Origin of the sequence: Lentzea sp. CA-135723 (assembly GCF_050936595.1) — a bacterium.
Lineage (GTDB): Bacteria > Actinomycetota > Actinomycetes > Mycobacteriales > Pseudonocardiaceae > Lentzea.
The window spans coordinates 1,889,262-1,915,265 of the sequence record NZ_JBNJMK010000002.1 but is presented as its reverse complement, the minus strand read 5'-3'; the positions used below and the strand labels follow the sequence as shown (position 1 = coordinate 1,915,265).

Below are 26,004 nucleotides of genomic sequence, written 5' to 3'. Positions count from 1 at the left end.
CGAACAGGAAGTTGTTCCAGGCACCGATGAACGCGAACGACCCGACAGCCACCAGCGCGGGTCTCAGCTGCGGCAACGTCACCGCGAAGAACGCGCGCAACCGCGTGCAGCCGTCGACCATCGCGGCCTCTTCGAGCTCCACCGGCACGTTGCGCACGAACCCGCTCATCAGGATCAGCGCGAGCGGCAGCTGGAACGCGGTGTCCGCGATCACCAGCCCGGTGAGGCTGTTCAGCAGCCCGGTGTTCTTGAAGATCACGAACAACGGGATCAGCATCATCGCGCCGGGGATGAACTGCGTGCACAGCAACGCCAGCAGGAAGACCCTTTGGCCTTTGAACCTGAACCGCGCCAGGGCGTAGCCGCCCATCAGCGCGAAGATCGTGACGGTGACCAGCGTGCCGATGCCGATGATCAGGCTGTTCTGGAAGAACAAGCCGAACCCGACGCCGTTCCACACCGTGTCGAAGTGCTCGAACGTGATCGGCCACGGCACGAGCGACGTGTTCCCCGGTGGCCTCAGGGCGAAGACGAGCATCCAGTAGAACGGGATGAGCGTGAACAACAGGTACAGCGCCAGCGGCAGGTGCAGCCGCGCGATCCGGCTGATCGTCTGGGTCATGCCCGGCTCCCGAACTTGGACAGCCTCAGGTAGAGGATCGAGAAGAACAGCAGGATCACGAAGCCGGCCGTGGTGAGCGCGGAGCCGTAGCCGAAGTCGTGCGAGTCGACGGCCTTGCGCGCCACGTAGAGCGGCAGCGTCGTGGTCTGGTTCGCCGGGCCGCCGCCGGTGAGCGTGTAGATGAGGTCGACGTTGTTGAACTCCCACACGGCTCTGAGCAGCGTCGACAGCACGATGGCGTCCTTGAGGTGCGGCAGCGTGACGCTGAGGAACCGGCGCCACCGCCCCGCGCCGTCGACGGACGCCGCCTCGTACAGGTCGTTCGGGATGGTCTGCAGGTCGGCCAGCAGCAAGATCGCGAAGAACGGCACCCCGCGCCAGAGTTCGGTGACGACGGTGGCCTCGAAGACGGTGGCGGGGTTGCCGAGCACCGACGTGCCGGGGTCGCCGATCCCCCACTGCGCCAGCTGCTGGAAGATCCCGGTCGACGGGTTGTAGAGCAGGATCCAGATGCCGGTCGTCAGCACCCCGGACACCGCCCACGGCGAGAACACCAGTGCTCTCGCCACCGCCCGGCCGACGAACGTCTCGTTGACGATGAGCGCGAGGGCCAGGCCGAAGAGGAGCTGGAGCCCGACCTCCACCGCCACCCACTTGGCGCTGAACACGAGGCTCTGCCAGAAGAGCGGGTCCTCGGTGAGCATCCTGCGGAAGTTCTCCAGCCCGATGAAGCCGTTCTTCCACGGCTGCGTGACCGTGTGCTGGCGGAGGCTGAACCACCCGACGCTCGCGATGGGGTACACCAGGAACACGGCCATCAGCAGGAGCGTCGGGGCGATCAGGGCGTACGGCGCCCAACGGCTCTTCACGCGCCTGCCTTCAGGTGCCTGATCCGGTGGGCGGGCTCCAGACCGCGGTTCAGCGCGGGCGTCCAGCCCGCGTCGGTGGCGAGCGGCTTGCCGGGGTTGGCCGCGTTGTGGGCCTCGACGAGGCTGGTGCTCCTGCCGTCGACCAGGTTGCCGACGTCGGTGATGGCCGTGCCGCCCCAGTTGTAGACGACCTTCGCCGGGTCGATGCCCCTGATGTAGTTGTTCTGGGCGTAGATCTGGGATTTCACCCCCACACCCCAGCTGTAGGTCTGCGCGCCTTCGTAGAGGTTGTTGTAGACGTGCACCTGCCCGAACCGCACTCGCGGCGCGCGTTCGAGGACGTTGCGGAACACGTTGTGGTGCACCGACACCCGCAGCTTGCCCGGGTCGGTGGTGGAGGTGTTCGACGAGCCGATCAGCATCGTCTTGCCGTGCTCCGCGAAGACGTTGCGCTCCACCGTGACGAGGTCGGCGCCGTTGGTGATGTCGAGCTGGCCGTCGTGGACCTGGTAGGGCCGTCCGAAGTGGAGCGGTTGGCTGCTGTCCGGGTTGGGCGCGTCGGTGAACGTGTTGTGGTCGATCCAGACGTGCTCGGAGCGCTGGATCGAGACCGAGTCGTAGAGCGAGTTCCAGTTGCCCGGCGACGCCCCGGGACTGGTGTCCGTCGGATCCCACTGCGGGAAGCAGTCGTGCGTGTCCCGGAACGTCAGGTTGCGCACGATCACGTTGCGGCTGCCATGAATCCGCAGGCTCCCGCCCGCGATGCCGGCGTTCTTGCCGACACCGATGATCGTGGTGTCCGGGTTGACGGTGAGCGCGATCGCGGCTTCCTGTTTCCTCGCCGACGCCTTCCGCGCCTCCTCGAGCGCCCCTTCCGGCTCCTTCTCCCACCCCCAGGTGGCCGGGTCGTAGGCGGCGAGGTACCCGGCGAGCGTGTAGCCGTCCGTCGCGTAGTCCGTGCACCGCAACGGCTTCCCGTCGACGCCGGTGTTCGCGTCGATCACGCCCCTGATCTTGACGAGCCGCGGCCCCGGCGCCGCGAGGGCGGCGACGAGCTGCGCCTTCGTGCGCACCTCGTGCACCGTGGCCGCCGCCGATCCCCCGGTCGTGCCCGGCCCGGCCGACGCCCAGCCGTCACCCGCCGGCAGCACCTGCCTCGCCGGGTCGTGGCCGGCGTGCGCTGTACCGGTGAACGCGCAGGCGAGAACCAGCCCGCAGGCGAAAAGCCGCATGGCGAAATACCCTTCGGAAAGGATTCACATTCTTGAACAGGGTCCACGATCGTGAACCGAGAATACGAATGTGTTCGCCACGCGTCAACGAAGTGAATTCATTCGACGATTCGACCCGGAATTCGACGGTTGTTCGAATCGAATGCCGTCGAATGAGGCGTCAGTTCTTGACCGGCCTCAACATCGGCACGAGCAGCAGCGCCGGCAACAACAGCAGCGGCACCACCAGCAGCCCCTTCAGCACGCCCACCTCGTTGCCCAGGAATCCGACCAGCGGCGGCCCGGCGAGAAACGCCGTGTACCCGATCACCGCGACCACGCTGACCCGTGCGGCCGCCCTGGCCGGGTCGTCGGCGGCGGCGCTCATCCCGACCGGGAACCCCAGCGCCGTGCCCAGCCCCCACACCGCGACGCCGGCGACGGCCACCGCGGACGACTCGGCGAACACGGCGATCGTGACGCCGGACGCCGCCAGCACCATGGACACGAGGATCGCCGGCACCCGGCCCCAGCGGTCCAGGGCGAGGGTGCCGAAGATGCGGCCGAACGTCATCGTCGTGACGAACACGCCGAACACCACCGCGCCCATCGCCGGGGCGAACGCGTGGCCGTCGATGAACGCCACCGCCACCCAGTCGTTCGCGGTGCCCTCTGTGAACGCCAACACCAGCACCAGCAGGCCGATCAGCAGCGTGCGAGGTTCGCGCCAGGCGGCCAGGACGCCGCTGCCCGTGCCGTGCGCCTCCGACGCGCCCGCGAACCGGTAGGTGCGGGCCGCGACCAGCGTGCCCACGGCGACGATGGCGGCCACGACGAGGAGGTGAGCGCTCACAGGCAGCACCGCCCAGGCCGCGAACGACGCGAGGCCGGCGGCGGCGACGGTGCCGAGGCTCCACATGGCGTGGAAGCGCGGCATCACCGTCTTGTCGAGGGCGCGTTCGACCTCGGCGGCCTCGACGTTCATCGCCACGTCGCACAGGCCAGAGCCGTAGCCGAGCGTGAAGATGCCGATCGCGGTGAGCCACACGGAGGGGCTCGCGCCGATGCCGAAGCCGGCCAGCGCGAGACCACATGCGACGGTGACGGCCGAGACGGAGACCGTGCGGCGGGGCCGCAGGCGGTGGGTGACCTCGCCGGCGGTGAGCATCGCCAGGCAGGCGCCGAGGGACATGGCGAGCAGCAGCAGGCCGAGCGCGGCCGGGGTGAGGCCCAGCGCGTCGCGGGCGGCGGGGACCCTGGCGAACCACGTCGCCACCGCCACGCCGTTGAGCCCGAACGTGACCGCGACACCCGCCGCGGCGGCTCGGATCTGACTGCGCGACACCGTGACCGACATCCCGGTCCCTCCCTTTCTCGATACCGAAGTTCTTACCCCACACATGGAAGCGCTTCCACCGCAATACTGTTCAGATGACGGCAGAACGCACCGTGACGCTGGACGACGTGGCCAGGGCCGCAGGCGTGTCCCGGGCGACCGCCTCACGTGTCGTCACGGGACACGGACCGGCATCACAACACACCAGGGACCGGGTCGCCGCGGCGGTCACCGCGCTCGGGTACGTCCCGGACGCCTCCGCCCGCGCGCTGGTCACCCGAACGGGCACGCGGCTCGCGATCGCCGTCATCGGGCACACGGCCGCGGTGCTCGACGACCCGTACGTCGGCCGCGTGCTCACCTCCGCCGCGAACGTCGCCGCCGCACGCGAGGTCGGCGTCTCCCTGCACTGGCTGCCCCTCAACGACCCCGGATCGCTCGCGCGGCTGGCCGAGGGCCGCGGCCTGGGCGGGCTGGTCGTGGTGAACCCGACGCGGCCGGCGCTCGAGACAGTGCCGCGATCCCTGCGCGGCCGGGTCGCCGCGGTCGGGGTCGGCGCGCGGCACGTGCCGTCGTTCGACGTGGACAACCGCTCCGGCACCGACGGCGTGGTGCGGCACCTCGTGCGCACCGGCAGGCAGCGCATCGCGATGGTCACCGGACCGTCGTGGCTGCCCTGCGGCGACCGCGCCGTCGAGGCGTACCGGAAGGTCCTGCGCGAGGCCGGTGGCGAGCCGAGGGTCGTGGTCGGCGACTTCACGGCGGTGCGCGGCGCCCAGGCGGCCGTCGAGATCATGGCGCGCTGGCCCGACACCGACGCCGTGTTCGCGTTGAGCGACCTGACCGCGCTGGGCGTCCTGGACGGACTGCACTCGCTCGGCGTGCGGGTGCCGGCCGACGTGGCGGTGGCGGGCTTCGACGACATCGCCTTCGCGGGCCTGAGCCGCCCAGCCCTCACGACGAGCACGCACCCGGTGGAGGAGATAGCCACGGCGGCGGCGCGCTCGGTCCTCGACCGCCGCGACACCTCCGGGGCGACCTTCTACCCGTCCTCGCTCGTCGTGCGGGAGAGCGCCTGATCATCCGGCCCCGCACGGCAGGCCGTTGAGCGTGAAGGCGCCAGGAGCGGAGTTCCCGGCCCGCGTCGCGCCGTTGAACCCGATCACGACCTCACCGCCGGGAGCGATGTGCGGGTTGTAGTCGGCGTTGAGCGCGTTCACCACGGCACCGGACTGCCGCGCCCGCGCGTTCCACATGTCGGTGACGGACTGGCCGTTCGCGAAGGTCCACCGCAACGTCCAGCCGTCCACCGAGGAGGACCCGGTGTTGCGCACGCTCACACTCGCCTGGAACCCACCCGGCCACTGCCCGGTGACGCGGTAGGCGACCACGCAGGCCTGAGACGGCGGGGCCGGCGGACGGGCATTGGTCGGCGCGGGAGCCTTGGTGGTGGTTCCAGAGGTGTTGCCGGGGGCTGGCTGGCCAGGAGTCGGCTGTCTGGGGGTCGGCTGGCCCAGGTCGGGATGGCCGGGGTTGAGATGGCCGGGGTCCGCGAGTCCCGGTGTGGCGGGGGTGGAGGTGTCGCAGGGCGGCCCCCACACTCCCCTGCCCGCCGCCGCGGCTTCGGCCTGCGCGATCAGCAACGGCCGAGAGTTCGCCGCGGCCTCGGATCCCGCGGTCGGCGCGACCTGGGCGTTCGCGGCGGACTCGGACCCCGCAGTCGGGAGAGGCTGGGCGTTCGCGGCTGTCCCGGATTCAGCCGTCGACAGCGGCCCACCGTCCACCCCCTGCGCTCTCACCACGCCCTGCCGCACCGCCAGCACCGCGTAGTCCGTGCCGTCCTCCAGCTCCAGCCTCACGTCCCCGGACCGAACCGGGCTGATCCGGACAGCGCTCGCCAGCAAGGTGGTCCGGGCGAACGCCAGCGCCCCCTCGGCCCAACACCCCACCGGAGCCGCGAGCTGCGCGATCTGCACCTTCCTGCCGTCCGCCAGCTCGACTGTCCTGCCGTCGACCACGTCCCGCACGACGTGCAGCACCCTCTCGTAGGGCACCTGCTCGTTGACCAGCGTGGGCGGCCGCCAAGGCATGGTGGTGACCGGCGCCGGCACAGGTGGTTCCGCCGAGCACGCTCCGGCCAGCAGAACCACCACCAGCAACCCGCTACCTGCCCGCAACGGACACCGACCAGCGCTGGTTCGCACCCGATGTCGCCTGGTACAGCCCGATTCGCGCACCGTCCTCACGCGACTCGCCGATCACGTCGAGCAGACTTCCGTTCTGCGCGTTGACGAACGTCCACGTCCCGTCCCCTGTGGACGACAGCACCCACCGGGCGGCAGGACCGTCCGCCGAACTGAGCACGACGTCACCTCCGCCGGCCGCGATCCGTTGCCCCGTGGCACGGTTGGTGATCGAGAACTGGGCCCGGCTGTCGTAGCCGCCGCTGCGGCGTTCCACCCGCCACACCTGGTCCGCCGCCGAAGAGGTGGTGCGCTGGACGAGCGAGGTACCCGACGGTGCCAGGGACTTGCCGCTCTGCACCCCGGTCAGCCGGTGGTCGCCGCCGAGCGCGGCCGCCGGGTCCACCCCGCCGACACCGTTCACCTCGAAGGTCGTGACCGACCGCGCGGGCACGGACAGCGTGGCCTTGCGGTCCCGCACGCGCACAGCGGCACCCTTCACCAAGGCGCCGTGCTCGTCCGTCACGACCGGGCGAACGGAGGCTCCTGGCCGCACCGACGCGAACGCCGACAGGTCCAGCACCACCGACTGTGCCGCAGCGCTCTTGTTCAAGTGCACCAACGACTTCAGCTCGCCTCCGCGCACCGCCGCCACGTCGGTGGTGGTGTTGACCTCGACCAGCCGGTCGCCGGGCCGCACGTAGTGGGTGAAGTTGCGCAGGGTGTGGAACTTCGTGTTAGCGCGCACAGGGCACGTCTCCAGCGTGTCCTGCGGTCCGCAGTCGAACGGGATCTGGACGACACCCCAGTTCATCCCGTCCGGCGACTCGGCACCCGGCCTCATGTTGTTGTAGTCCTCGACGGCCTGCCACAGCAGCCAGGCGCGCGGTTCGAGTTCGCGCAGGTCGTCGATCACGCGCTCGGCGATGCCCAGGCCGGGGTCCATGCTGGTGAAGCTCTGGCCGGTGCCCCAGTGCCCGTCGACCTCGCTCATCCACAACGGTTTGCCGGAGCCCTTGGCGATGTCACGTGCGGATGTCCGGCGGCCCGTGCCGTAGGTGTGCACGTTCACCTGGCCGACCTGGGCGCGCACCGACGCCGGATAGCCCGCCCAGTCGTCGGCGAAGAGGCCGGGATTGGTCTCGTCCGGCGCGGAGACGACAGCCCCGACCCCACGAGCCCGCAACGCCTCCGCCATCGCGGGCACCACCTTCGCCTGCAGGCCGGGGCCGAGGTGGGCGCCCTCCTGACGGCCGCCGGTCGGGTTGCCGTCCGGGCCGAGAGTCGTGCGCCAGTACGGGGTGTTGGGCTCGTTGAACGGGTCGACCGTCGCGAACCTGATGCCGTGTGAGCGTTCCAGCTCGGCGGAGGCCTGGGCGAGGTAGGCGGCGAAGTCGCCGATCCGGTCCTCGCGCAGCTGGTCCGCGTTCGGGTCGAAGCCACCGGAGACGTACCCGCTCACGGTCTGGAACCACGGCGGGGAGTTGCTGAACGCCTCCCAGCGCGTCACGTCGTGCTTGATCCGGTCCACCCACCACCGCTGCCGGGGATCGGCAGCGGCGTCGAAGAACCGCGGGTCGCCCGGCCGCCACCAGCCGGTGTCCGTGCGCGTGGTGCCGGCCGGGGCCTTCCACCAGCCGGGGACAGCGGCTCCGGCCCGCAGGTACGGCGGCACGTCCGGGGCATTGCCCCCGCCGATGTTGTAGCGCGCGATGTTCAGGTCGAGCCCGTCCGCGCCGAACAGCAGCTCGGCCAGCCGGTCGCGGATCTCGTCCGGGTAGCCGCCGGTGGCGTTGGCGAACCACACGAGGCTCGTGCCCCAGCCCTGGAACGGCTCCTGCTGGTAGGTCGGATCCGGTCTCACCGCGACTGTCTCGGCGGCGGCGGTGGCGGGGGCCGCGGTGGAGATCAGGAGCGTCGAAGCGGCGAGCAGAGCAGCGAGTCTGGTCATCGGTTCTCCGTTGAACAGGCGATGTTCACGCTAACAACTATCGACAACCTACTGACGAGTCAAGTCCTGCCGGGCGGGGGCGCGCCCGCCCGGCAGGACCCTGGGAACGCCCGCCCCCGAGGAGACGGGCCTGTCCGCTCGAACCCCGAGGAGAGTTACCGCAGCGAACAGGTGGCGAAGCGCTCCAGCCCCTGAGGCCGGGCTTCCACCCGGCCGATGGCGATCGCGATCCGGTCCAGCGCGGCGGTCCGCTTGCTCGCCAGCGGACCGAGGATCGCGTTCTGCACGAAGTTCGGGCCGCCCTGACCGGCCGACGTGCGCAGCCGGTCGTTCGCCTCGGCGAGCTGCTTGCCGAGGGTGGCGAGCTCACGGTCCACTTCGGACCGCGCGGCCGCGGGAACGTTCGGCAGCACGGGAAGCGGACACTCGATCGCGCCCGCGGCCGGGGTGCCGGTGGCCGCCTGCCGAGACGTGCTCGGTGGCGCCGAGACGGCGGGAGCCTGCCCGAGTCCGCAGGTCGCGAACCTCTCCAGGCCCTCCGGCTTCGCCGCGACCCTGCCGATGGCGGTCTCGATGCGGTTCAGCGCGGCGACCCGCTTGCTCGCCAACGGGCCGAGGATCGCGTTCTGCACGAAGTTCGGGCCGCCTTCACCGGCCGACGTGCGCAGCCGCTCGTTGGCCTCGGCGATCTGCCGGTCGAGCCCGGCGAGTTCCCGCCGCACCTCCGCCTGCGCGGCGGCCGGCACCGCAGGGACGACCGGCTGTGGGCACACGATCGAGCCGGTCGCGGTCTCCCCGCCGGCGAAAGCGACGGCCGCGGTCACCGCCGTCAGCGTGGCGGCAACGGCGATTCCGGCGACGATCACCCGTTTGTTCCGCTGCGGTCGTGCATGAGCTCTCGACATGTTCGAACCTCACGACTAGGGGACGTTTGTGCCGGCATTCCGGGATACGTACCGGGAAAGTGAAAGGTTCAACTACTTGTGAGCGTTCACAGCGGGTGGCATGCTCACGATTCATTCCGCAGTCCCTGCACCTGCGAAGAACCGGGGAACAGCCATGCCATCGGCCGCCAGAGTCGTCCACGAGCAGATCCCGTTGCGCGTCCAGGGGGTGAACCTCCGGGTCGCGTCGGTCCTGCGCCGGGAGGGCTCCGACGCCCCCGTCGTCTTCCTGCACGGGTTCGGCACGAGCAAGGAGGACTACCTCGACGTCCTGCAGCGGCACGACTTCACCGGGCGTTCGTTCCTCGCCTACGACGCGCCCGGCGCCGGCGCCACGGAGTGCGCCGACCTCGGGCAGGTCGACCTGCCGTTCCTCGCCGACACCGCCCGCGCCCTGCTCGACCGGGCGGGCATCGGCCAGTTCCACGTCGTCGGGCACCTGACCGGCGCGCTCGCCGCACTCCTGCTCGCCCACGCCGAACCCGGCCGCGTGCTGAGCTTCGTGAACATCAAGGGCGTCCTGGCCCCCGAGGACTGCGTGCTGAGCAGGGAGGCGCTGCGGCACCCCGACCCCGGCGGCTTCGTGTTCGCGCTCGCCGAACGCAGCCGCGAGACCCCTTGCTACGGCGGAGGGTTGTACGCCGCGAACCTCCCGGCGAAGGTCCGGCGCGGCGCGATCCCGACCCTGTTCCGCTCCATGGTCGAGCTCGCCGACCACGGCGACCTGCTGCGGAAGTTCCTGGCGCTGCCGTGCCCGCGGATGTACCTCTACGGCGAGCAGTGCGCGGGCCTGTCCTACCTGCCGCTGCTGGACGCGAACGGGGTGGAGCTCGCCGAGATCCCCCACAGCGGGCAGCTCCCGATGTACTCCAACCCCGTCGCGACGTGGCGGCAGATAGGCGATTTCCACGCCCGTCAGCTGATTCCCGCGGCCAGGCGGTGGTAGGCGGAGTTCCAGCGCAGGCGGTCGGCGAACGACGCCGGGGTCGTCGCGGAGTCGATCAGCACCAGCTCCGTGGCGGCCATCTGCGCGAAGTCCCGCAGCACCTCGGCACCGACGGCCTGCGTCATCACCGTGTGGTGCGGGCCGCCGGCGGTGAGCCAGCACTCCGCGGACGTCGAGAGCGACGGCGCGGGCTGCCACACGGCCCGAGCGACGGGGAGCTTCGGCAACGGCTCGTCCGGCGGCACGACCGTGACCTCGTTGGCCACCAAGCGGAAGCGGTCGCCCATGTCCGCGAGGCCGACCACCACGGCGGGTCCTGGCGCGGCGTCGAACACCAGCCGCACCGGGTCCTCCCGGTCGCCGATGCCCAGCGGGTGGATCTCGCACGACGGCTGCCCGGCGGCGATCGTCGGGCAGACCTCCAGCATGTGCGCGCCGAGGATCTTCGGCACGCCCGGCCCGAAGTGGTAGGTGTAGTCCTCCATGAACGACGTGCCGCGGCCGGTCCCGGCGCCCATCGCCTTCACGGCCGCGAGCAGCGCGGACGTCTTCCAGTCTCCCTCGCCGCCGAAGCCGTAGCCGTCCGCCATCAGCCGTTGCACGGCGAGGCCCGGCAGCTGCCGCAGCCCGCCGAGGTCCTGGAAGTTCGTGGTGAACGCGCCGAACCCGCCGTCGTCCACAAAGGACCGCAGGCCGATCTCGATCCTGGCCGCGTAGCGCAGCGACTCGTGCCGCTCTCCCCCGCGGGTGAGCTCCGGGCTCAGCCGGTACGTGTCCGCGTAGTCGGCGACCAGCAGGTCGATGCTCGCGTCCGGCACCGCGTCGACCACGGCCACCAGGTCGTTCACGCCGTAGGTGTTGACCGAGACGCCGAAGCGCAGTTCCGCCTCCACCTTGTCGCCCTCGGTCACGGCGACGTCGCGCATGTTGTCGCCGAACCGCGCGAGCTTCAACCCGCGCAGGTGCGCGAGCCCCGCCGCCGCGCGCGCCCAGCCGTCGATCCGCTCGGCCACGACCGGGTCGCTCGCGTGCCCCGCGACGGTCTTGCGCGCCACCCCGATCCGCGTCTGCACGTAGGCGAACTCGCGGTCGCCGTGCGCGGCCTGGTTGAGGTTCATGAAGTCCATGTCGATGCTGGACCACGGCAGCGCCTCGTTGAGCTGCGTGTGCAGGTGCAGCAACGGCTTGCGCAGCAGGTCCAGCCCGGTGATCCACATCTTCGCCGGGGAGAACGTGTGCATCCACGCGATCACACCGACGCACGACGGGTCGGCGTTCGCCTCCTGCATGACCGCGCGGATCGCACCGGAGTCGGTGAGCACCGGCTTCCACACGATCTCCGCGCTGATCCGGCCGGAGTCGGCGAGCATCCGCCGGATCTGCTGGGACTGGGCCGCGACCTGGTCGAGCGTCTCGGGGCCGTAGAGGTGCTGGCTGCCGGTGAGGAACCAGATCTGGGGCTTGTCCGGCATGTGCTCTCCTTCTGGGCTCACTGGCCGTAAACGTTCTGGTAGCGCTCGTAGAGCCGGTCGACGTGCCGCGGGTCGATCACGTCGGGCGTGCCGAGCTGGCGTGCGAAGTGGACGGTGCGGGCGACGTCCTCCAGCAGCACCGCGGCCTTGACCGCTTTCACCGCCGTCTCCCCCACGGTGAACGGGCCGTGGTTGCGCATCAGCACGGCCTTCGACCTGCTGGTGCTCAGCGTGTCGACGATGCCCTTGCCGATCGAGTCGTCGCCGATCAGCGCGAACGGGCCGACCGGGATGTCGCCGCCGAACTCGTCCGCGATCATGGTGAGCACGCACGGGATGGGCTCGCCGCGCGCCGCCCACGCTGTGGCATAAGGAGAATGCGTGTGCACGACGCCGTTGACCTCAGGCATGTGCCGGTACACGTACGCGTGCGCCGCCGTGTCGCTGGACGGCGCCAGTTCGCCCTCGACCAGCTCGCCGTGCAGGTCCGTCACGACCATCGCGTGCGGCCCGAGCTCGTCGTAGGACACCCCGGACGGCTTGATGACCATCAGGTCGTGGCCGGGCACCCGCGCCGACACGTTGCCGGCGGTCCAGCTCACGAGCTCGTAGCGGGTCAGCTCGCGGTGCAGGTCGGCGACCGTGCGGCGCAGCTCTGCCGTGGGTGACATCAGCTCTTCCCCTCCAGGGCGGCACGCCGGTAACCGCGCAGCCGGTGCATGACATCGTTGGCACCGCGGCCGAAGTAGTCGTGCAGCTCGAGGTAGTCGGCGAAGAGCCGTTGGTACGCCTCGACGTTCTCCGGAATCGGCTGGTAGACGTTGCGGCGCACCGACCCCATCGCCTTCGCTGCCTCGCGGATGTTCACGTGCGCATCGGCGGCCACGGCGGCGTGCATCGCGGACCCGAGCGCCGGGCCCTGCGCGGAGCCGATCACCGACAACGGCAGGTTCACGACGTCGGCGTAGATCTGCATGAGCAGGGCGTTCTTGGTGAGGCCGCCGGCGATCACCAGCTCGGTGACCGGGACGCCTGCCTTCGTGAAGGTGTCGACGATGACGCGGGTGCCGAACGCGGTGGCCTCCAGCAACGCGCGGTAGACGTCCTCGGCCCTGGTGGCGAGGGTCTGCCCCACGACGACACCGGACAGCTCGTGGTCGACCAGCACGGACCGGTTGCCGCTGTGCCAGTCGAGCGCGACGAGGCCGTGCTCGCCGACGGCCTGGTGCGCGGCCAGCTCGGTGAGCAGTTCGTGCACGTCGAGGCCTCGTTCCTCGGCCTCCCGGTGGTAGCCCGGCGGCACCTGGCTGCGCAGGAACCACGCGAAGATGTCGCCGACGCCGCTCTGCCCCGCCTCGTACCCCCAGAGCCCCGGCACGATGCCGCCGTCGACGACGCCGCACATGCCCGGCACCTCGCTCAGCTCGGTGCCGCTCATCACGTGACAGGTGGACGTGCCCATGATCGCGACCATCTGACCGGGCTCGACGGCCTGCGCGGCCGGTGCCGTGACGTGCGCGTCGACGTTGCCGACCGCGACCGCGATGCCCTCGTTGAGCCCGGTCCACTCGGCGGCCTGCTTCGTGAGCGCGCCCGCCCTGGCGCCCAACGCCGACAGCGGGTGCTCGAGCTTGTCCTGCACGAACCGCTCGAACGCGGGGTTGAGCTCCCTGAGGAACTCCGCGCTCGGGTAGCCGCCGTCCTGGTGGATGCCCTTGTACCCGGCCGTGCAGGCGTTGCGGGTGTACGTGCCGCTGAGCTGCCAGACGATCCAGTCGGCGGCCTCGACCCAGCGCTCGGTCGCCGCGTAGACCTCGGGCGCCTCCTCCAGCAGCTGCAACCCCTTGGCGAACTCCCACTCCGACGAGATGAGCCCGCCGTAGCGCGCTAGCCACGGCTCCTTGCGCTGCCGGGCGAGCGCGTTGATGCGATCCGCCTGCGGCTGCGCGGCGTGGTGACGCCACAGCTTCACGTACGCGTGCGGCTCCTCAGCGAACTCCACCAACTCGCACAACGGCGTGCCGTCCGCCGTCACCGGCACCATCGTGCAGGCGGTGAAGTCGGTCCCGATGCCGATCACCTGGTCCGCGCCGATCCCGGCCGCCTCGACGGCCTGCGGGACGGCGGTCCGCAAGACGTCGAGGTAGTCGGACGGCACCTGCAACGCCCACTCCGGCGGCAACGGCGCGCCGGTGGCGGGCAACACCCGATCCACCACGCCGTGCCGGTAATCGTGGACGGCGGTGCCCAGCTCGGCCCCGTCGCGAACGCGCACGACCACGGCGCGACCGGACAGCGTGCCGAAGTCGACACCCACCACGCACGCGTCCCGGCCGATCGTCATGTCAGTCACGACCTGAGTGTTATCGCTAACATTCCGCGAGTCAAGATGTGCCCGATACATCGTGATTCCGTTGGGAGCGCGCGAAATGGGCCAAACGTGAACGCACGACAACGTGCCCCGCGCGGATGAGCGGTCCGGGCGGGAGGGAAGGACGGGCAGCGGGAGGGCGGGGCGGAGGGAGGGCGGGGCGGAGGGAGGGCGGGCAGCGGGAGGGCGGGCAGCGGGAGGGCGGGCAGCGGGAGTGGCGGGCAGCGGGAGTGGCGGGGCGGAGGGAGGGGCGGGGCGGAGGGAGGGGCGGCGCGGGACGGGGCGGGGCGGGGCGGGGCGGGGCGGCGGGCATCCTGGACGGCAGCGAGGGGTTGGGCCACGCTTGCGGGGCACGTGGCGGGCGGCGGCCACGAACACGCCAAATGGATCGCCGACGAGGTGCCCAGGCCCTCGGAAACCTCTCCAGGCCGACCGACACCGAACTCGCCGACCGACAGCCGCACGAGCCGAGCCCGCGATGGGCATCCACGACGCGGCCCAGCGTCACCCAGCTCCTGCCACCAGCCCGGTCGACAGCGCCCCGACCAGCGACTACTCGCTCCACCGGCAGCCTCTCCGGCGGCGCCTCAGCCGGTGCTTCCCCTCACCGGCAGCGCCCCCACCAACGGCACCCTCACCAGCAGCGCCCTCACCAGCGGCGCCCCCACAGGCAGCGCCTTACCAGCGGCGCCCTCACCAGCGCGCCCTCACCAGCGGCGGCCCCTTTGCCGGCGGCTACTTCGGCGGCGGTGCCACGCTCTCGCGCTTCACCAGCGTCGGCGCCACCGTCCGCCGCGGCTGCGTCGTCTCGCCGTCGCTCACCTGCTCGAGCAGCAGCCCGAGCGTCTCCCTCGCCACCGCGGCGAAGTCCGGGCGCACGGTCGTCAGCGGCGGGATGAAGTACGCGGCCTCCGGCACGTCGTCGAAGCCCACCACGCTCACGTCGTGCGGCACCTTCCTGCCGCGCTCGCTCATCGCCCGCAGCACGCCCAGGGCGAGGTGGTCGTTCGAGCAGAACACGGCCGTGACCTCGGGCATCCTGGCGAGCATCTGCCCGGCGCGGTAGCCGGAGGCCGCGCTCCAGTCGGCCGCGACGACCGGGGGCATCTCGGCGCCGGTCGTGTCGAGGGCCATGCGCCAGCCCTCCACGCGGCCCGCCGCGTCGAACCAGTCCGCGGGGCCGGAGACGTGCCACACCGTCTCGTGGCCCATCGCGAGGAGGTGCCTCGTCGCCTCGTACGCGCCCATCGCCTGGTCGACGGTCACCAGCGGGGTCGGGCGGGACGGGTCGCCGTCCACGGTCACCAGCGGCACGCCCGCCGGCACGTCGGCGAGGGCGTCGGCGGCCGAGGAGTTCGGCGCGATCACGACGATGCCCGCCACGCGCTGGTCGCGGTGCCGTTCCACGGCGGCGGCGATCGAGTCGCGGTCGAGCACCTTCACCCTGCCGACGCTGACCGCGAACCCGGCCTCGCCCGCCGCCTCCTCGAAGGCGGACAGCAGCGAGGCCGGGCCGTAGAGCGTCGAGTTCTGCGCCACCACGCCGATGAGCTGCGACTTGCCGGTGACGAGCGCGCGCGCCGCGCGGTTGGGCCGGTAGTCGAGCTCCTTGATGGCCGCCTGGACGCGCAACCTGGTCTGTTCGCGGACGTTCGGGTGGTTGTTGAGCACACGCGAGACCGTCTGGTGCGACACCCCGGCGAGTCGTGCGACATCGGTCATCGCGGGGTCACGCGAGGTCTTCTCCACGAGCGGTCTCCGATCCTTGATCTGCGCCGGTGATGTTAGCGATAACACCAGGCCGGCTTCGATGCAGTGCTCATTCTCCACTCATTCGAGGCGAAATGTGGCACGTCGCCGCGCGTCGCGGTCATTACCGGGCCTCGACAACACCACCCGGCCATTGTCATGAGCGAGATATGTGTCCGTTCCGACACGCAGCGAAACCGCCCCGCTCTCCGATAGTCCCGGCACCCGGACAAAGCTCGCCGCACGCCCGTAAGCGTCGGTGTCCTCGAACGGGTCGACGCGGAACGTGTCCCCGTCCACCCGCACGTACCGGTCGGGGAAGTTCACCGACTGCACGGCCACCGTGCCCGCGCCCAGAAAGCCCGGCACGAACCGGAACTGGGCGTCCGCCACCGTGCGCACATCGCCGTCCACCCGCAACCGGTACTCGTAGTGCCGCACCACCAGCGAAGGCGCGTCCAAAGGCGACAACCGCACCACCGGACCGCCCCGCCCCACCGGCACCCCGAACGACGGCGTGCCGTCCGTGTTCCAGTACAACCGCTGCACGCGCGTGTGCCGGTTCGGGTCGAACAGCGGATCTCCGACGATGTCGCGGTAGTCGCGTGCGTGATAAACGAGCACGTCCAAAGACCCAACCGTGGTGAACGAGTTGTGCCCAGGCCCGTACTGCGAGGTGGCCGCGGACGTGGCGAACACCGGCGACGGCGACTTCGTCCACGACCGCGCGTCCAGCAGGTTCGCGTTCTCATCGGCGGTCAGCAGGCCCATGCAGTACCGCGCGTCGGTGGCGCTCGCCGAGTACGTCACGAACACCCGCCCGTTGCGGATCAGCACCGCCGGTCCCTCGTTCACCTTGAAGCCCTGCACCTCCCACGGCAACGTGGGCACGGCGATCCGCACCGGCGCGCTCTTCAACGCGAGCGGCGAGGCCATCTCGGCGATGTACAGGTTCGAGTTGGTGGCGATGCCGGGCTCGCTCTGCGCCCAGAGGAAGTACCGCTTCCCCCGATGAGCGAACGTGGTCGCGTCGAGTGTGAACGTGTCCCAAGCCGTCACCATCTGCCCGCGCAGCACCCAGCCGCCCTCACGCGGATCCGGGTGAGGCGACTCCAGCACGTAGGTGCGGATGCGGAACGGCTCGTCCTTGTCCCCGGCGGCGAAGTACACGTACCACTTGCCGTCGATGCGGTGCAGCTCCGGCGCCCAGATGTAGCCGCCCATGGCACCCGAGGCGGGACGCCGCCAGACGGTGCGTTCACGGGCGGCCGCCAGACCGTCCAGTGTGGACGCCCCGCGGATCACCACCCTGTCGTACTCTGGCACGGACCCGGTCAGGTAGTACATGCCGTCGGTCGGCGGCGTGATGAACGGGTCGGCGCGCTGCTCGACAAGAGGGTTGCGAGTCGGCAGTTCCACCGGAGATTCGGCGGCGACGACGGGCGCGGCGGACGTCAGGGCGGTGCCGGCGGCGAGCACGCCGCCCGAGGCCAGCAGGGTTCGTCTGGTGATCACGAGCGGCTCCTGATCCGGAGGAACGTGACGGAGTGGGGCGGGAAGGTGTGCGTGAAACTGCTCGCCACGCGGACCTGCGACGCGACGGCGCGGATCGGCTGGGTGAACTCGGTGTTCACGTCGTCGGGCCGTCCCTGCAGCACGGTCGCCCGCGCCGTCGAGGCCACCGGGACCCCGAGGTCGATCCGCGTGCGGGCCGTGTCGGCCTGCGCGTTGACCACCTTGACGATCAGCTCGCCGGTCGCGAGGTCGCGGGTGACGACCTGCCGGAACGGCTCGGCGACCTTGTCGTCGGTGAACTCGCCCCACTTCTGCCCGTCGAGGAACAGCGCGACGTGGCGCCCTCGCACCTCGACCCGCACGTCGTAGGTGCGGCCGGTGTCGATGCGGGTTCCGTTGCTCAGCAAGGTGTTCTTGCCGCCGCCGACCGCCTTCTCCACGGCCGACTGGGTGTTGTTCCAGCCGCCGAGGTTCCACCAGTAGTAGTTGCCGGTGTCCTGCACCCCGAACGCGATGAGGAAGCCCTCGCGCCCGGACTGCTTCACCGCCTTGACGTTCAGGGTGTAGTCGCGCCAGGTCCGGTCCCCCGCCGTGACGAGCGTGTCCTCGGCGGCCGCGTCGGACTGCACGTACGCGCCGTTGACGACGTTCCAAGCGCCGCGGCCGGACTTGGTCCACCTCGAGTCACCGCTGGAGAAGTCGTCGCGGAACAGCGTCTCCCCGGCCGCGTTGGTCACGTTCACATCGTCATAGCTGGCAGCGGTCGCCCAGGTCGACAGCCCGATCGCACCGGTGATGGGCGCCTGCGTCGACGGCGTGGCGGACGCGGTGCTCGGCACGACGTGATCGCCCACGTTCGTCATGAAGAGCTTCTGCATCTCGTAGCTCGCCGAGCCCCACGACGCGTGGTTGTTGAACCAGATCATGTCCGGGCGCCACTGGGCGTAGTCCTCGTTGGCCAGCAACGGCGCGTAGGAGGCGAGCTTCACGACGTCGGCGTTGCGTTCGAGGCCAGTCATGAACGCCGCCTCGCTCAGCGCGTTGGAGAACCTGTTGTCCTGCGAGGCGTACTCGCCGAGGAACACCTTGGGGCCGTTGCGGTCGTAGGTGTCGTAGCGGTTGTTGTTCTCCAGGAACCAGCTCGGGCTGTTGTAGTAGTGCTCGTCGACCATCTTCACGCCGGCCTGCCGGTTCAGCTGCCACAGCCGGTCGAACGTGCCGCCCGCGTCGTCGGGGCCGGAGTTGCTGACGACGGTGATCTCCGGGTACCGCGCGTTGATCGCGTCGCGGAACCGGGTGAAGCGCGCCATGAACTCGTCGGGCAGGTTCTCCTCGTTGCCGACGGCGAGGTGCGTGAGCTTGAACGGCTTGGGGTGGCCCATTTCCGCGCGCTTGCGACCCCAGACGGAGTCGGCGGGACCGTTCGCGAACTCGATCAGGTCGAGCGTGTCCTGGATGTGCCGTTGCAGCAGCACGGGATCGTCGGTGGCGCGGTTCTGGCCGCAGCCGGTCACCAGCGCGGGCACGACGGGCAGCGGCATGGCGCCGATGTCCTCGGAGAATTGGAAGTACTCGAAGTAACCGAGGCCGTAGGACTGGTTGTAGCCCCAGAAGTTCGAGTTCGTGGCGCGCTGCTCGACCGGCCCGATGGTGTCCTTCCACTGGTACGAACGGCGGCGCTCGAAGTTCGGCGCGTCGTAGCCGTAGTGGCTGCCGGTGTTGACCAGGCAGCCGCCGGGGAACCGCACGAAGCCCGGCTTCAGGGCGGCGATCTTCTCGGCCAGGTCGCGCCGCAGGCCGTGCCCCTTGAAGGTGTCCCGCGGCAGCAACGAGATCATGTCGAGGCTCAGGGTCCCGGTGCCGCCGCCGGTCACCAGGAGCCTTCCGGTGGTGCTGGTCTGACGAGCGCGAATCGTGCCGGTGTAACGGGCCCAGCCGCCGCTCACCTGGATCTTCACCGGGTCGCCCAGCGCGGTTCCGGCCGGGTCGGTGATCGTGGCGGTCAGCGGAACCGCCTGGTCGGCGCGCGCCCAGACGGAGAAGTCGTAGCGCTCGCCGCTGCGCACGGCGATCCCGCTGTTGTAGCCGGAGTTGATGACGCCGGCGGGCAGGCCCAGCTTCAGGTAACGGCGGTTGCGCTCGTTCAGGCGGCCGCTGTCGTCGACCACGTCGACCGTGCCGCTGTGCGGAGCCCACGAGGTCAGGCCGTGGTAGCTCGCGTTGTCCGCCGGGTCGTACTCGAAGGAGCGGTTCTGCACCAGCTCGGCGTACAGGCCGCCGTCCGCGGCCCGGTTGATGTCCTCGAAGAAGACGCCGTACATCGAATCGTCGATCGACGGACCTCGCCCGGCGGCGTCGATCTTGAGCGTGTAGTCGGTCTCGGCGGCCGCGCCGGATCCGGGGACCGCGACCAGGAGGCTCGCTGCGAGTGCAGCGCTCAGCAGTACGTGCTTGCGGGACACAGGGGTTCCCTCCCAAGCTCGGAAGTGAGCGTTAACATAGGGCTGCGTACTTGTTACGGGCAACCCCTTGACGCGGCAGTTGTGAGCGTTCACTCTTGTCCACCTGACAGCCGCGGAACACGCGGTCGAGCTCCGAGACACCGTCGTCACTCCGGAGGAACCCCAGTGCTGAAGAAGATCACGACCGTCGCCAGCGTGGTCCTGCTGAGCGCGCTCACCGCGTGCGGTTCGGGAGGCGGCGGTGCGAACACCGGCTCGTCCGGTGACACCATCACGATGGGCTTCGCCCAGGTGGGTGCCGAGAGCGGCTGGCGCACCGCCAACACCAAGTCGGTCCAGGACGAGGCCAAGGCCGCCGGGATCGACCTGAAGTTCTCCGACGCGCAGCAGAAGCAGGAGAACCAGATCAAGGCGATCCGCTCCTACATCCAGCAGAAGGTGTCGGTGATCGCGTTCAGCCCGGTCGTCGAGACCGGCTGGGACACCGTGCTGCTGGAAGCCAAGCGCGCCAACATCCCCGTGATCCTCACCGACCGCTCGATCGACTCCGACGACACCTCGCTCTACAAGACGTTCCTCGGTTCCGACTTCGTCGAGGAGGGCCGCAAGGCGGGTGACTGGATGGTGTCCAACGCCTCCGGCCCGACGAACGTGGTGGAGCTGCAGGGAACCACGGGTGCGGCGCCCGCGATCGACCGCAAGAAGGGCTTCGAGGAGAAGATCGCGGCCAAGCCCGACATCAAGGTCGTCGCGTCGCAGTCCGGTGACTTCACCCGCTCCGGCGGCAAGCAGGTCATGGAGGCGTTCCTCAAGTCCCAGTCCAAGATCGACGTGGTGTACGCGCACAACGACGACATGGGCCTGGGCGCGATCGAGGCGATCAAGGCGGCGGGCAAGGTGCCCGGCAAGGACATCAGGATCATCACCGTGGACGCCGTCAAGGACGGCATGCAGGCGCTGGCGAACGGCGAGATCAACTTCATCGTCGAGTGCAACCCGTTGCTGGGCAAGCAGTTGATGGACCTCGCGAAGAAGGTCGTCAAGGGTGAGGACGTGCCGGCGCGGGTCGTGACCGAAGAGGGCACGTTCACGCAGGAACAGGCCAAGGAAGCACTCCCCAAGCGCCAGTACTGAGTCGATTCCTTCAAGCGAACTGCCTCAGTACCGGTGGGCGCACCAGCCCGCGGTCGCCGGTCCTGAACCCCAAGCCCCGCGGGGCCCGTCGTGGACGCGCATCCGGGTGACGGGCCCCGCGGCCCCAGCGACGAAAGCCAGAGCCCATGACCGAGTCGCCGCCGCCCGTCGTCGAGATGCGGGGCATCAGCCTCGCGTTTCCCGGCGTGAAGGCGTTGCAGGACGTCGACTTCCGGCTGTTCTCCGGTGAGGTGCACGCCCTCATGGGCGAGAACGGCGCCGGGAAGTCCACCCTGATCAAGACTCTGACCGGCGTGCACCGCCCCGACGCCGGACGGGTCGTGCTCGCGGGGAACGAGGTCGCGTTCTCCTCCCCCGGCGAGGCCCAGCACGCCGGCATCAGCACCGTGTACCAGGAGGTCAACCTCTGCGCGAACCTCACGGTCGCGGAGAACATCCTGCTGGGCCGCGAACCCCGGCGGCTCGGCGGCATCGACTTCCCCGCGATGCGGCGGCGGGCCTCCGAGGTGCTGGCGCGCATCGGTGTGCATGTCGATCCCGCGTCGAGCCTCGGCGAGCACCCGATCGCCGTGCAGCAACTGGTCGCCATCGCCAGGGCGATCGCGGTCGACTGCCGGGTCCTCGTCCTCGACGAACCGACGTCGAGCCTCGACGCGGGCGAGGTCGCGGAGCTGTTCCGGATCATGCGGGTGCTGCGCGACGAGGGCGTGGCGATCCTGTTCGTGTCGCACTTCCTCGATCAGGTCTACGAGATCTCCGACCGGATGACGGTGCTGCGCAACGGGATCCTCGTCGGCGAGCACCTCACCGCCGACGTCGACCGGCGCGCGCTGATCGCGCAGATGATCGGCCGCGACCTCGGCGCGCTGGAGGCGATCGAGGACGCGGCGGAGAAGCGCACGTCCCACGGCCCGGTGCTGCTCCAGGCCGCGGGCCTCGGCAGGCGCGGCGCGATCGAGCCGTTCGACCTCGACATCCGGGCGGGCGAGGTCGTCGGCCTCGCCGGTCTGCTGGGCTCCGGCCGCACCGAGCTCGCGCGGCTGCTGTTCGGCGCCGACCGCGCGGACACCGGCAGGCTCCTCGTCGACGGCAGGCAACTCAGGCTCCGCGGGCCGCGGTCCGCGATCGCCGCCGGCATCGCGTTCAGCTCCGAGGACCGCAAGGGCGAGGGCCTGGTCGCGGACCTCTCGATCCGCGACAACCTGGTCCTCGCGATGCAGGCGGCGCGCGGCTGGACCCGGCCGTTGCCGCGCAGGACCAAGGACCAGCTCGTCGAAAAGTACCTCAAGGCGCTCGACATCCGGCCCGCGAACCCGGACGCGCTGGTCCGCACGCTCTCCGGCGGCAACCAGCAGAAGGTGCTGCTGGCGCGCTGGCTCGTCACCGAACCGCGGCTGCTGATCCTGGACGAACCGACCAGAGGCATCGACGTCGGCGCGAAGGCGCAGATCCAGCAGCTCGTCACCACGCTCGCCGCGGACGGCACGGCCGTGCTGTTCATCTCGGCGGAACTGGAGGAGGTCGTGCGGATCGCGGACCGGATCGTCGTGCTGCGCGACCGGCGCAAGATCGCCGAGCTGGACGGGTCGACCGGCGTCGACGAGGTCGTGGAGCTGATCGCGGGCGGAGCCGCGCCGGAGAAGGTGGTCTCGTGAGGAACCGGCTGCTGTGGCCACTGGTCGCGCTCGTCGCGCTGTTGGCGCTCAACCTCGTTGTCACACCTCAGTTCTTCGCGTTGCGCATGCAGGACGGCCACCTCTACGGCGGCTTGGTCGACGTGCTGAAGAACGGCGCGCCGACGCTCCTGATCGCACTCGGCATGACGCTGGTGATCGCCACCCGCGGCATCGACCTCTCGGTCGGCGCCGTGGCGGCCATCGCGGGCGCCGTGACGTGCGTCCACATCGGAGGGTCGGCCGACGCGGGCACGGCGTTCGCCGGCATGGCGATCGCCCTCGCGCTGTGCGTGGTTCTCGGACTGTGGAACGGGTTCCTGGTGGCGAAGCTCGGCATCCAGCCGATCATCGCGACCCTGGTGCTGATGACGGCCGGCCGCGGCATCGCGATGCTGGTGACCGAGGGCCAGATCGTCACCGTCAACAACTCGGCGTACCGCCAGGTCGGCGCCGGGTTCGTGGTGCTGCCGACCGCGATCCTGATCAGCCTGCTCGTGCTCGGGATCGTGGCGTTCGCGACCAGGAGGACCGCGCTCGGCATGCTGATCGAGGCCGTCGGCGTGAACCCGCGGGCGTCGCGCCTCGCCGGGGTGCGCACCACGACCATCATCTGGACCGTCTACGTCTTCGCCGCCGTGTGCGCGGGCATCGCCGGGCTGATGATCAGTTCCAACGTCAGCGCGGCCGACGCCAACAACGCCGGGCTGTGGATCGAGATGGACGCCATCCTCGCCGTCGTCATCGGCGGCACCTCGCTCGCGGGCGGCCGCTACTCGCTCACCGGCACGCTGCTCGGCGCGTTGATCATCCAGACCCTGACCACCACCGTCTACACGATCGGCGTCGCCCCGGAGGTGACGCTGGTGTTCAAGGCCGTCGTCGTCATCGCCGTCTGCCTGGTGCAGGCGCCGAAGGCCCGTGCCGCGTTCAGCTTCCGGAAGGTGGCCGTACCGTCATGACCACTCTCGCCCCGCCGTCGCGGTTCCTGCCCGTCCTCGCCACCGTCGCGTTGTTCGTGATCGCGTTCGGGATCGGCTCGGCGCGCTACGACGGCTTCGCGTCCGGCCAGGTCGTCGCGAACCTGTTCATCGACAACGCCTTCCTGATCGTGCTCGCCGCCGGCATGACGTTCGTGATCCTCAGCGGCGGCATCGACCTGTCCGTGGGCTCGGTCGTCGCGCTGTCGACCATGGTCACGGCCTCGGGTCTGCGGGCGGGGTGGCCGGTGCCGCTCGTCGTCCTCGCCGTGCTGCTGATCGGCGCGACGCTCGGTCTGCTGATGGGCCTGGTGATCCACAGGTTCGACGTGCAGCCGTTCATCGTGACGCTCGCCGGCATGTTCCTCGCTCGCGGCCTGTGCTTCCTGATCAGCGTGGAGTCGGTGTCCATCAAGGACAGGACGTTCCGCGACGTCGCCACGGCCGCCATCGAACTGCCCGGCGGCGTGACCATCACCTACAACGTCGTGATCGCGTTGCTCGTGGTCGCCGCCGCGATGTACGTGCTGCACCGCACCCGCTTCGGCCGCACCGTCTACGCCGTCGGCGGCAACGAGTCGTCCGCGCTGCTCATGGGCCTGCCGGCGGCACGCGTCAAGGTGGGCGTGTACGTGATCAGCGGGCTCTGCTCGTCACTCGCGGGGCTGCTGTTCAGCCTCTACATGCTCTCCGGCTACGGCCTGCACGCCGTCGGCATGGAGCTCGACGCCATCGCGGCCGTGGTGATCGGCGGGACGCTGCTCGCGGGCGGGGTCGGGTACGTGCTCGGCGGGGTGGCCGGGGTGCTGGTGCTCGGCACGATCCAGACGCTGATCTCGTTCCAGGGCACGCTCAGCTCGTGGTGGACGAAGATCGTGATCGGCGTGCTGCTGCTGGTGTTCATCGCGGTGCAGCGGACCATGGTCCGGCGGTGATAAGGACTCTCCCGAGAGCGCCGCCGCCAAGAACGAGTCCGGCCTCGGGCTCGGGCTGTGGAGGTGACCCCGCGCCCCGAGGCCACCTCCGCCCGGCGGTCACCCCTCCAGACCGCGATAGGTGAAGCTCACGAAGTCCGCACACGACGTGCTCGGCTCGCCTTCACTGGAGGCGAGCAGTCCGATGTGGACGCCGGTGAACCCTCCCGCCGCCTGCGTGCTGAGCATCCGGCCGTCGAACGCGCCGATCTCCTGCCACTCACCGGCACCGGACGCCACGAGTGCCCGGTGCTCCTGGCCGGCAGCCTCGAAGCACAACCGCACCAAGCCCTCCTCCGGCGACGTGCGCCCCAGCACCTCCTCGCGGCCGCCCTCCCGGCGCACCAGGGTGACCTCGCGCCCGGCGCCGAGCAGCAGCCGGACGTGGTGGTCGTTGTTCTGCCACAGCAACAGCCCCGCCAGCTCGGACGGTCCCGCGGGCGAGAAGTCGAGCTCGCAGGACACGTGGAAGCTCCGGTGCTGCTGCCGCCGGAAGACCGCGCCCGGCGTGCCCAGGCCCGTGATCGGGTCCGGTCGCAGCCGCACCCGGAGACGACCCTCGGTGACCGACCAGAACCGCTCGTCCGGTGTGCGCAGGACCATCCACGCGGGGTCGAGCGCGCCGAAGTCGTCCCCCGGCTCTGGCCAGGGGTACGGCGGCAGGTCCGGCAGGTCGTAGGTCATCTCGACGCGACCGGTGCCGGGGCTGAACACCGGTCCGCCCGCCTCCCACGTCACCGGCACGAGGAACGTCTCGCGGCCCAGGTTGTAGACGTAGCCGCCGTACGGCCGGGTCGCGAGCAGCACCGCGAACCACTCCCCCCGCTGCGTGCGCACGAGGTCGGCGTGCCCGGTGGCGGCGATCGGGTGGTCCCGGCCCAGGTGGCGGTGGGTCAGCACCGGGTTGAGCGGCGACCCGCGGTACGGGCCCGTGACCGCGTCGGCCGTCGCCACGACGACCGAGTGCTCGAAGTCCGTGCCGCCCTCCGCGCACAGCAGCACGTACCGTCCGTCCACTTCGTACAGATGCGGCGCCTCGAGCCACACCGAGTCCCGCACCGCGCCCGTCCACAGCACGTGCTCGTCGCCGACCAGCTCCACCGTCACCGGGTCGAACTCGCGCAGCCACACCTCGGTCTGCCCAGGAGACCCGCCGGGAACCTCGCGGGTGGCGGTCCACCACGCCCTGCCGTCGTCGAAGAACAGCGACGGGTCGAACCCGGACGCCTCGGGCAGCCAGTGCGGCTCCGACCACGGACCGGCCGGATCTGTGGCGGTGACGACGAAGTTGCCGCTGCGCTCCACGCCGTCGACCAGCGTGCACGCCACGTAGAACACGCCGTCGTGGTGCCGGATCGTGGGGGCGTACAGCCCGCCGGACGGCCGCACGCCCCGCAACCGCAGCTGGGACGGGCGGTCCAGCACGTGGCCGAGCAGCCGCCAGTGCACGAGGTCGCGGCTGTGGTGGACCGGCAGTCCGGGGAAGTACTCGAACGTCGAGGTGACCAGGTAGTAGTCCGATCCCACCCGGCACACCGACGGGTCGGGGTGCGAGCCGGGCAGGACCGGGTTCTCGAACTGTCCCAAGTGG

General features: G+C 70.4%; 20 protein-coding genes. 6 read left to right on the top strand and 14 right to left on the bottom strand.

From position 1 onward, the window contains the following. From ACQEU1_RS44795 to ACQEU1_RS44780, 4 genes are all read right to left on the bottom strand, one after another. Positions 1-622 (bottom strand): carbohydrate ABC transporter permease (locus tag ACQEU1_RS44795; protein WP_433216941.1); only part of this gene is annotated, 622 nt, incomplete at its 3' end. Continuing rightward, the gene (locus tag ACQEU1_RS44790; RefSeq protein ID WP_433216938.1) at positions 619-1,491 is read right to left on the bottom strand and encodes a carbohydrate ABC transporter permease; all 873 of its coding nucleotides are present in this window, start codon (positions 1,489-1,491) and stop codon (positions 619-621) included. The genes ACQEU1_RS44790 and ACQEU1_RS44795, both read right to left, overlap by 4 nt. Then, complete coding sequence (locus tag ACQEU1_RS44785; protein WP_433216935.1) at positions 1,488-2,723, bottom strand: pectate lyase family protein; 1,236 nt, start codon at positions 2,721-2,723, stop codon at positions 1,488-1,490. The genes ACQEU1_RS44790 and ACQEU1_RS44785 overlap by 4 nt, the downstream gene beginning before the upstream one ends. 160 nt (positions 2,724-2,883) lie before the next feature. Continuing rightward, positions 2,884-4,059 (bottom strand): MFS transporter, encoded by a 1,176-nt coding sequence (locus ACQEU1_RS44780; protein ID WP_433216932.1) that lies wholly within the window; start codon positions 4,057-4,059, stop codon positions 2,884-2,886. A 74-nt stretch (positions 4,060-4,133) separates the two neighbouring features. Here ACQEU1_RS44780 and ACQEU1_RS44775 point away from each other — a divergent pair, with 74 nt between their 5' ends. Further along, positions 4,134-5,117: a LacI family DNA-binding transcriptional regulator gene (locus ACQEU1_RS44775; RefSeq protein ID WP_433216929.1), complete on the top strand. Its 984-nt coding sequence runs from the start codon at positions 4,134-4,136 to the stop codon at positions 5,115-5,117. On the opposite strand, the gene ACQEU1_RS44770 is transcribed toward ACQEU1_RS44775, so the two are convergent. The 3 genes from ACQEU1_RS44770 to ACQEU1_RS44760 all read right to left on the bottom strand — a co-directional run bounded on the left by ACQEU1_RS44770 (position 5,118) and on the right by ACQEU1_RS44760 (position 9,038). Beyond that, the gene (locus ACQEU1_RS44770; protein WP_433217104.1) at positions 5,118-6,191 is read right to left on the bottom strand and encodes a cellulose binding domain-containing protein; all 1,074 of its coding nucleotides are present in this window, start codon (positions 6,189-6,191) and stop codon (positions 5,118-5,120) included. Positions 6,192-6,201: 10 nt separating this feature from the next. Beyond that, on the bottom strand, positions 6,202-8,172 hold the full coding sequence (locus ACQEU1_RS44765; RefSeq protein ID WP_433216926.1) for an RICIN domain-containing protein: 1,971 nt from the start codon (positions 8,170-8,172) through the stop codon (positions 6,202-6,204). 155 nt (positions 8,173-8,327) lie between these two features. Then, a complete protein-coding gene (locus tag ACQEU1_RS44760; protein WP_433216923.1) occupies positions 8,328-9,038 on the bottom strand; it encodes a hypothetical protein in 711 nt (236 codons plus the stop codon). A gap of 193 nt (positions 9,039-9,231) precedes the next feature. On the opposite strand from ACQEU1_RS44760, the gene ACQEU1_RS44755 reads away from it, so the two are divergent. After that, positions 9,232-10,062 carry an alpha/beta fold hydrolase gene (locus ACQEU1_RS44755; protein WP_433216920.1) on the top strand — a complete coding sequence of 277 codons (831 nt, stop codon included), beginning with the start codon at positions 9,232-9,234 and terminating at the stop codon, positions 10,060-10,062. Here the strand turns inward: ACQEU1_RS44755 and araA are convergent. The 6 genes from araA to ACQEU1_RS44725 form a co-directional block, all read right to left on the bottom strand. Continuing rightward, positions 10,032-11,534: an L-arabinose isomerase gene (araA, locus tag ACQEU1_RS44750; protein ID WP_433216917.1), complete on the bottom strand. Its 1,503-nt coding sequence runs from the start codon at positions 11,532-11,534 to the stop codon at positions 10,032-10,034. The two genes, ACQEU1_RS44755 and araA, sit on opposite strands and share 31 nt — an antisense overlap. Before the next feature lie 17 nt (positions 11,535-11,551). Beyond that, a complete protein-coding gene (locus ACQEU1_RS44745) occupies positions 11,552-12,205 on the bottom strand; it encodes an L-ribulose-5-phosphate 4-epimerase (protein WP_433216914.1) in 654 nt (217 codons plus the stop codon). After that, entirely contained in the window at positions 12,205-13,878 is a 1,674-nt protein-coding gene (gene araB, locus ACQEU1_RS44740) for a ribulokinase (RefSeq protein WP_433217101.1), read from the bottom strand. Before araB ends, ACQEU1_RS44745 begins: the two co-directional genes overlap by 1 nt. Positions 13,879-14,640: 762 nt before the next feature. Beyond that, positions 14,641-15,627 carry a LacI family DNA-binding transcriptional regulator gene (locus ACQEU1_RS44735; RefSeq protein ID WP_433217098.1) on the bottom strand — a complete coding sequence of 329 codons (987 nt, stop codon included), beginning with the start codon at positions 15,625-15,627 and terminating at the stop codon, positions 14,641-14,643. Between the two features lie 108 nt (positions 15,628-15,735). Further along, positions 15,736-17,169, bottom strand: coding sequence for a family 43 glycosylhydrolase (locus ACQEU1_RS44730; RefSeq protein ID WP_433216911.1), 1,434 nt, complete (start codon positions 17,167-17,169; stop codon positions 15,736-15,738). Then, a complete protein-coding gene (locus ACQEU1_RS44725) occupies positions 17,166-19,631 on the bottom strand; it encodes an alpha-L-arabinofuranosidase C-terminal domain-containing protein (protein WP_433216908.1) in 2,466 nt (821 codons plus the stop codon). Before ACQEU1_RS44725 ends, ACQEU1_RS44730 begins: the two co-directional genes overlap by 4 nt. 165 nt (positions 19,632-19,796) lie before the next feature. On the opposite strand from ACQEU1_RS44725, the gene ACQEU1_RS44720 reads away from it, so the two are divergent. From ACQEU1_RS44720 to yjfF, 4 genes are all read left to right on the top strand, one after another. After that, a complete protein-coding gene (locus tag ACQEU1_RS44720) occupies positions 19,797-20,765 on the top strand; it encodes an ABC transporter substrate-binding protein (RefSeq protein WP_433216905.1) in 969 nt (322 codons plus the stop codon). Positions 20,766-20,911: 146 nt separating this feature from the next. Beyond that, positions 20,912-22,441 (top strand): sugar ABC transporter ATP-binding protein, encoded by a 1,530-nt coding sequence (locus ACQEU1_RS44715; RefSeq protein WP_433216902.1) that lies wholly within the window; start codon positions 20,912-20,914, stop codon positions 22,439-22,441. Beyond that, complete coding sequence (locus ACQEU1_RS44710) at positions 22,438-23,421, top strand: ABC transporter permease (protein WP_433216899.1); 984 nt, start codon at positions 22,438-22,440, stop codon at positions 23,419-23,421. The genes ACQEU1_RS44715 and ACQEU1_RS44710 overlap by 4 nt, the downstream gene beginning before the upstream one ends. After that, positions 23,418-24,374, top strand: coding sequence for a galactofuranose ABC transporter, permease protein YjfF (gene yjfF, locus ACQEU1_RS44705; RefSeq protein WP_433216896.1), 957 nt, complete (start codon positions 23,418-23,420; stop codon positions 24,372-24,374). Before ACQEU1_RS44710 ends, yjfF begins: the two co-directional genes overlap by 4 nt. A 99-nt stretch (positions 24,375-24,473) precedes the next feature. On the opposite strand, the gene ACQEU1_RS44700 is transcribed toward yjfF, so the two are convergent. Further along, on the bottom strand, positions 24,474-26,000 hold the full coding sequence (locus tag ACQEU1_RS44700) for a glycoside hydrolase family 43 protein (RefSeq protein WP_433216893.1): 1,527 nt from the start codon (positions 25,998-26,000) through the stop codon (positions 24,474-24,476). Positions 26,001-26,004: the final 4 nt, after the last annotated feature.